This is a genomic window from Vibrio sp. 14N.309.X.WAT.E.F5, assembly GCF_030397615.1.
Classification (GTDB): Bacteria; Pseudomonadota; Gammaproteobacteria; order Enterobacterales; family Vibrionaceae; genus Vibrio; species Vibrio lentus.
The window spans coordinates 137,002-144,701 of sequence record NZ_JAPNXR010000013.1 but is presented as its reverse complement, the minus strand read 5'-3'; the positions used below and the strand labels follow the sequence as shown (position 1 = coordinate 144,701).

Sequence of the window (7,700 nt, the reverse complement as noted above, 5' to 3'; positions counted from 1 at the left end):
GAACTTCAATGGTGATGTGAACTTCAGTTTTGATGTGTCAGATGGCACAGATACGGTTCAAGCCAACGTTGATGTGAGTGTGACACCAGAGAACGATCCACCAGTGGCAGGTAGTACGTCTTACACTGTGCATGAAGACAACTCAATCACGATCAGTAACGAACAGCTGTTAGCCAACTCTTCAGACATTGAAGGTGAGGTTGCGATTGATAGCGTGACTTACACTGGCAGTGACGGCGTGTTCGAAGACAACGGTGACGGCACGTACACCTTCTCACCAAACGAGAACTTCAATGGTGATGTGAGCTTAGCGGTTGTTGTTACCGATGAAGAAGGAGCAACAGAAGCGACCACAGCAGGAATCACTGTACTTGAGGTGAACGATCCGCCAATCGCAGGCTCAACCAGCTACTCAGTCAACGAAGATGAAGTTATCACCATCAGTGCAGAGCAACTGTTGGCGAACGCTTCGGATATTGAAGGTGAAGTGGCGATTGATAGCGTGAACTACACAGGCGCTGACGGTATCTTTACTGACAACGGTAACGGCACATTCAGCTTTGCACCTAATGCAAACTTCGATGGCGATGTTAGCCTCGATGTAGTGGTGACTGATGAAGACGGTGCGACAGTAGCCACCAGCGCAAGTATTGATGTTCTTCCAATTAACGATCCACCGGTATCGGGTGACTTGGCATACAGCATTGATGAAGATGGTTCCATTACTCTGACTCAAGAGCAGTTGCTGTCTCAAGCATCTGATGTGGATGGCGATGATCTGACCGCAAGCAACTTAAGCGCAGGCGATAATGCAACCGTTGTTGATAATGGTGATGGCACCTTTACGGTAACGCCAGATGCGAACTTCAATGGCGATATCGACCTAAGCTTTGATATTTCGGACGGCACTGAGTCGATTGTGGCGAACGCCGATCTGACGGTAAACCCAGTCAACGACTTGCCAACGACATCTGATGTTTATGCGAACGTTGATGAAGATAATGTCATCACTATCACGCAGGAGCAGCTACTTGCGAATGCCGCTGATATTGAGGGCGATGACCTTGTCGCTTCTGACTTAACCTTAGTGGGTGACGATGCAACGATTGTCGATAATGGCGATGGCACGTTCTCAATCACTCCAAGCGAAAACTTCAATGGCTACATCGATGTTGCCTACAGCATCAGCGATGGCGACACACCAATTGCCGCTAACTTAGGCTTGACCGTTGACCCAGTTAACGACGCGCCAATTGTTTCTGCTGATGTGGCGATAACCATTGAAGAAGACGGTTCATACACCATTACTCAAGAAGAGCTCCTACAATTCGCGACTGACATCGAAGACGATGACATGATCGCAATTATCGGAGAGCAGGGCGATGAAACGACCGTTACCGGTACTGTGTTGGATGCTGAAACTGGTAATCCAATCGCAGGTGCGGATGTTACGCTAACCGACAACGCAGGTCATTCTTACACGGCGGAGACGGATCAATCCGGTAACTACTCTGTGAGCGGTCCTGTTGTTGACCAAGGTACCGTCACTATTGAACAAGAAGGCTCTATTACTAGCAGCTTCCTAGTTCCAGCAGGCGAAGATACCAATGGTGGCGTAACCGCAATATCGGAAGTACTTGAAGAAACAGATATGCGTATCGTGGTCACATGGGGCGACAGTCCACGTGATATGGACAACCACCTATGGCTCTACGATACAGAGAATGGCAGTGAGCTAGACCATATTTACTATCGCGACATGAGCCATGATCTTGGTGAAGGTAACGTTGTTCAACAAGATGTAGATGACACAAATGGTGGCGGCCCTGAAACCATCACCATTCCAAACTACCAAGATGCTGACATGCACTATTCAGTACACAACTACACCAGCAGAAGTTGGGATGTAGATGGTGTTGAAGATGTACAGGTTCAGGTGTTTGTTGGCGATACATTGGTTGAAACCTTTAGCCCTGATTTATCTGAAAACCCATCGGGTGACCACTGGCATGTATTCGATATTGTGAACGGCGTTATTGTTCCAAGCCAAGATGTAGGCACTCAAAATGCATTCGACTTGCCAACGGCAGAAGAAGCGCTCGCGAATGAAAACGGCATTGATATCTCTGAATTGCTAACCGGAGATGAAGGTGATGACTCTGGTGATACGGGTGGAAACGAACCAAGTGTTGGAGATGTTTCCATTGAGAACGCTCTTATCACTGACAATGGTGATGGTACTTACACCATTACACCGGAAGAGAACTTCAATGGTGAATTCTCGATTAGTTACAACGTGGACGATGGCAACGGCGGGGTTACGCCTGCGGAACTAGACGTTACTGTAACAGCAGTTAACGACCTTTCGGTTATTTACGACCACGACTACACCATTAATGAAGATGGCTCGCTGACCTTTACCGATGAACAGCTATTGGCTGGTGCAACGGATATTGATGGCGATGACCTTTCTGTCGAGTCGGTTAATTACGAAGGCACCGACGGTGTGTTCACTGATAATGGCGATGGCACTTACACCTTAGCTCCAAACGAGAACTTCAATGGCAGCGTCGACCTAACTTACGATGTGAGTGATGGTACTGATGTTGTATCGGCGAACATTGATGTTCAAGTGGTTCCAATCAATGACGTACCAGTTGCAGGCACAACCTCTTACAGCGTTGAAGAAGACGGCAGTATTACCCTAAGCGATGCACAACTTCTGGCGAACAGCTCGGATGTTGAAGGGGAAGTGTTTGTCAGCGATGTAAGCTACAGCGGCACTGATGGTGTATTCACTGATAATGGTGATGGTACTTACGCCTTTGCTCCAAACGAAAACTTTAACGGTGACATCAGTCTTGATGTATCTGTTATGGATGAAGATGGCGCAACCGCTGAAACAACCGCTGGCATCGACGTCATTGCTGTTAATGACTTGCCGGTTGCAGGTTCAACGACCTACAGCGTTGACGAAGATAACGTGATTACCATCTCTGAAGCACAGCTTCTTGCGAACAGCTCAGACATTGAAGGTGATGTATCCGTTAGCGACGTATCCTACTCAGGCGCAGACGGTATCTTTACTGACAATGGTGATGGTACTTACAGCTTCGCACCAAATGAAAACTTCAACGGCAATGTCAGCTTAGATGTAACCGTTGCTGATGAAGAGGGTGCAACGGCTGAAACCACTGCGGGTATTGAAGTTATCGCGGTTAACGACGCGCCAGTGTCAGGTGACTTGGCTTACTCAGTGGATGAAGATGGTTCAATCACGCTAAGCCAAGAGCAACTGCTTGCTCAAGCATCGGATGTGGACGGAGATGATCTTACCGCTGCCAACCTAACCGCGGGTGATAACGCGACGGTTACGGCAAACGATGATGGTTCATTTACCATTACCCCGGATGCTGACTTTAATGGCGACATTGACCTTAGCTTCGACCTTTCTGATGGTACTGAAACGGTTGTTGCAACAGCCGACCTTACTGTGAATCCAGTGAATGACATCGCGGCGGTAGAAGATGTCGCTTACACCATTGAAGAAGACGGTTCACTTACCTTTACAGACGAGCAACTGCTAGAGGGTGCTTCTGATATTGATGGTGATGAGCTTTCAGTTGCCGATGTTTCTTACACTGGCGCAGAGGGTGTGTTTACCGACAATGGCGATGGCACTTACACCTTTGCACCAAACGAGAACTTCAACGGTGATGTAAGTCTGGACTTCTCAGTATCTGACGGTACAGAGACGGTTGATGCAAATATCGACGTAACGGTAACAGACGTTAATGATGCTCCAGTGGCAGGCGCAACGTCTTACCAAATGAACGAAGATGGCACCATCACATTGAGCCCTGAGCAGTTGATTGCTAATAGCTCCGATGTGGACGGTGAAGTGTCGCTTGATAGCGTGAGCTACTCAGGTGCAGACGGTATCTTGGTTCAAAATGAAGATGGTTCGGTAACGTTCGCACCAAACGAAAACTTTAACGGCGACATCAACTTTGATGTGACAGTTATTGATGACGATGGTGCAACGGCTCAAACCACCGCTGGTATTGAAGTCATTGCAGTTAACGACACACCAGTGGCTGGAAACGTGGCTTACTCGGTTGATGAAGACGGTTCAATTACGCTATCTCAAGAGCAGTTGCTGGCTAACGCATCCGATGTTGATGGTGATGCACTGACCGCAAGCAACCTATCTGCAGGCGACAATGCGACTGTAACAGCGAACGATGATGGTTCATTTACTATCACTCCTGATGCTGACTTCAACGGCGACATAGACCTAAGCTTCGATGTGTCAGATGGCCTTGAAACTGTTCAAGCAGGTGTCGACTTAACGGTTAACCCTGTTAATGACTTACCAACAGCCGCTGACCAAAGCTTCACTGTTGAGGAAGATGGAACGCTAATCTTCACGGATGCAGATCTACTAGCAGGCGCTGCAGACATCGACGGAGATGACCTGTCTATTACGGACGTGTCTTACACGGGCGCAGAAGGTGTGTTCACTGATAACGGTGATGGTACTTACAGCTTTGCTCCAAACGAGAACTTCAATGGCGATGTAAACCTTGGCTTCACAGTGTTTGATGGCACTGAGACAGTCGATGCCAATATTGATGTGACCGTAACGGATGTGAATGATGCACCAGTGGCGGGTTCTACCTCTTACCAAATGAACGAAGACGGCACGATTACCATTAGCCCTGAGCAGTTGATTGTGAACAGCTCAGACGTTGATGGTGAGGTGTCGCTTGAAAGCGTGACTTACACAGGCTCTGACGGCGAATTGGTTCAAAACGATGATGGTTCTGTGACCTTCACACCGAGTGAGAACTTTAACGGTGATATCAGCCTAGATGTGGTTGTAACCGACGATGACGGTGCGACTGCAACAACAACGGCGGGTATTGAAGTTCTGGCTGTGAATGATGGACCTGAATCTGAGGATGTGAAACTAACCACAGCCGAAGACAGCACCATTCTTATCACACAAGACATGTTGTTAGCTCAAGCTACCGACATTGATAACACCGCAGACGAGTTGTCGGCTTCTGGTCTACAAATAGACCCTAGCTTGGGTGAGTTGCTAGACAACGAAGATGGTACTTGGTCATTTACGCCAAACGAAAACTTCAATGGCGATGTGCCAATGATGTTTAACGTTAGCGATGGCCAAGAGACAATCTCAGTCGACGGTAACATCGATGTCACGCCAGTGAATGATGCACCTGAAGCGCCAATGATTGAGATGCAAGGCGAAGAAGATGTGGTCATGGTGATTGACCCAGCTTACATCGCGGATCAAGTGACGGACCTTGATGGCGACGAGATCAGCATCGAAAGCATCACGGTTCGTGCTCCAGCCAATGCAACCTTAACTCAGCAGCCAGACGGCATGTATCACTTAGTAACTACGCAAGACTTCAATGGCTTAGTAGAACTGGGTTATCAGGCAACTGATGGTGAAGAAGTGGTCGATGGTTCGCTGAATGTGGATGTCATTCCTGTTAACGACGCACCGTTTAATGTCGGCAACGCAATGATGACCACAAACGAAGATGGCGCGTTCACCTTTGATGCTGGCGACTTGATGAACTTGTTCGGTGACATTGATACCGCAGACCTTGTTGTTTCTCGCATTATCACCGCAGACGGTGAAGATGGTGGTGAAGTAACAGACAACGGTGATGGTACTTGGACATTCACACCAACAGGCGACTTTGCTGGCGTCTCTGACCTACAAGTTGTCGTGAGTGACGGTGAGTTCGAAACGGTTCTCGATGTTCCTGTCTACGTACGTCCTGTCGCAGATGGCGCGGTAATTTCAACTGACCATGACGGTCCATTAGTGTTCGGTGAAGATGAAACTGGTCACTTAGGATTGAATGTTGGCCTAGTCGATGATTCAGAAACGCTAAGTAACCTAGTGATGACAGGTTTCCCTGTTGGATTCGAGGTAACCGATGGTGTGAATACCGTGATGATCACTGAGCCGGGTCAATATATCGACCTGTTCGACTGGGATATCTCAAACATTCAAATGACGCCTCCTGAAGACTTCCATGGTGAGTTCTTCGTAACAGTAAGCGCAACGACGGTTGATTACGGAGATGAGCCAGAAGCGTTTGAAGATGGCATCGATTCTGGTGATTTCGAGACCGTAGCGGGTGATTCCATCATCCTAACCGCTGATGACCTAATAGGTTTAGCTGAGAATGTGGATGCTGACAGCGATGATGAAGTGAAACTGGTTCATCTAGCAGACCGCAGCCAAGGTGAGATTGTCGATAATGGCGATGGCACTTGGACGTTCACACCAGCACCAGGCTTCACTGGCGAAGCAGACATTGCTTACGTAGTTGATAAAGATGGCGTGCTTCATGATGAGCAAACTGGCGTAGTCGTGAAAGAAGGCGACTCGCAAGAAAATGCATCACCAGAAGTTAACAGCATCACAACGACGGAAATCGCGGCGGATGCAACCTTGTCGTTCACTGATGAAGACATGTTAGCGAACCTGACCGATGCAGAAGGCGATAGCTTGAGCATTGAGTCAGTGAGCTTGATGGAAGGTCAGGGCGTAATTGAGAGCGATAACCAAGGTAATTATCAATTCACACCTGCTGAAGACTACACCGGCGATGTTCAAGTTGGGTTTATAGCGACTGATGGCGAAAATCGCATCGAAAGCTTCTTCAATGTGGATATTCAAGGTGGCGATGAAGCAGCGGCGAGTGAAGGTTATGTCTTAGCTGATGATGGTTCACTAACTATCACCGAGTCACAGCTGGTGGATGAGTTAGGCGTGAGCGATTCTGCACAAGTTGTTGATGTTGCAGACGCGAACGATGCAGGCTTCTTTGCTGAATCTGGCGAAGGTGAGTGGACTTACTGGCCAAACGAAGACTTTGACGGCAACTTAGCGATGAATGTCGACGTTAGCGATGGTGGTGAGGTGTCGAGCCATAGCTTAAGTATCCAAGTAGCCGATGATTCAGTACAAAGTGATGAACCACAAGTTCAAGCTGCTCAAGCAACAGAAGAGCAGCAAGTGGAAGTGGCACAACAAGCTGATGACCAAGCTCAAGATACAGAAGCCGAAGCAGAGGACAGCGTGGCTGATGTAACGGCGGCTCCGGGCGATACCATCTCTATCTCGATTCCAGATGAGGTGAGTGGTAACGAATCGGTTGATTATGCTGAAATGTCTGGCTTACCTGAGGGATCTACTGTGAGTAATGCACTGGATAACGGTGATGGTAGCTTCACAATCAGCGGCAACTTAGATCAGTCTGTATCGGTTGAACTTCCGGAGGGCTACGAAGGTACTAGTGAAATCCAATTCCAAGGTTACGACGAATTAGGTGGATCAATTGACGGTGCGAGCGGTTCTGTTGAAGTTGAGGTCGATGATCAATACACCATGCAAGGTTCTACCCAAGAGCAGCAACCAGACATGGCGGGTATGGAATCCGGCGGTAGCGATTGGACAAGTTCTGGTGGTCAAGATCAAGGAGTTGACTTCACGGACGACTCTGGAAGCTTCGATTCAGATTCTCAAACTGGAACCGATCAAGGCAACGACTTCGACCAAAGCTCGATTTAATCGAGAGGGCTTAATTTTAGTCTAAACCGACAAGTAGGCAGGGCAGCGTAATGTTGCCCTCGTTAAAGCCATGCAG

At 48.2% G+C, this 7,700-nt stretch carries 1 protein-coding gene; it reads left to right on the top strand.

Features of this window, described 5'->3' with window-relative positions:
- On the top strand, nucleotides 1-7,624 hold a 7,624-nt coding region (locus OW495_RS15395; RefSeq protein ID WP_289887305.1), incomplete at its 5' end, for a tandem-95 repeat protein.
- Between the last annotated feature and the right edge of the window lie 76 nt (nucleotides 7,625-7,700).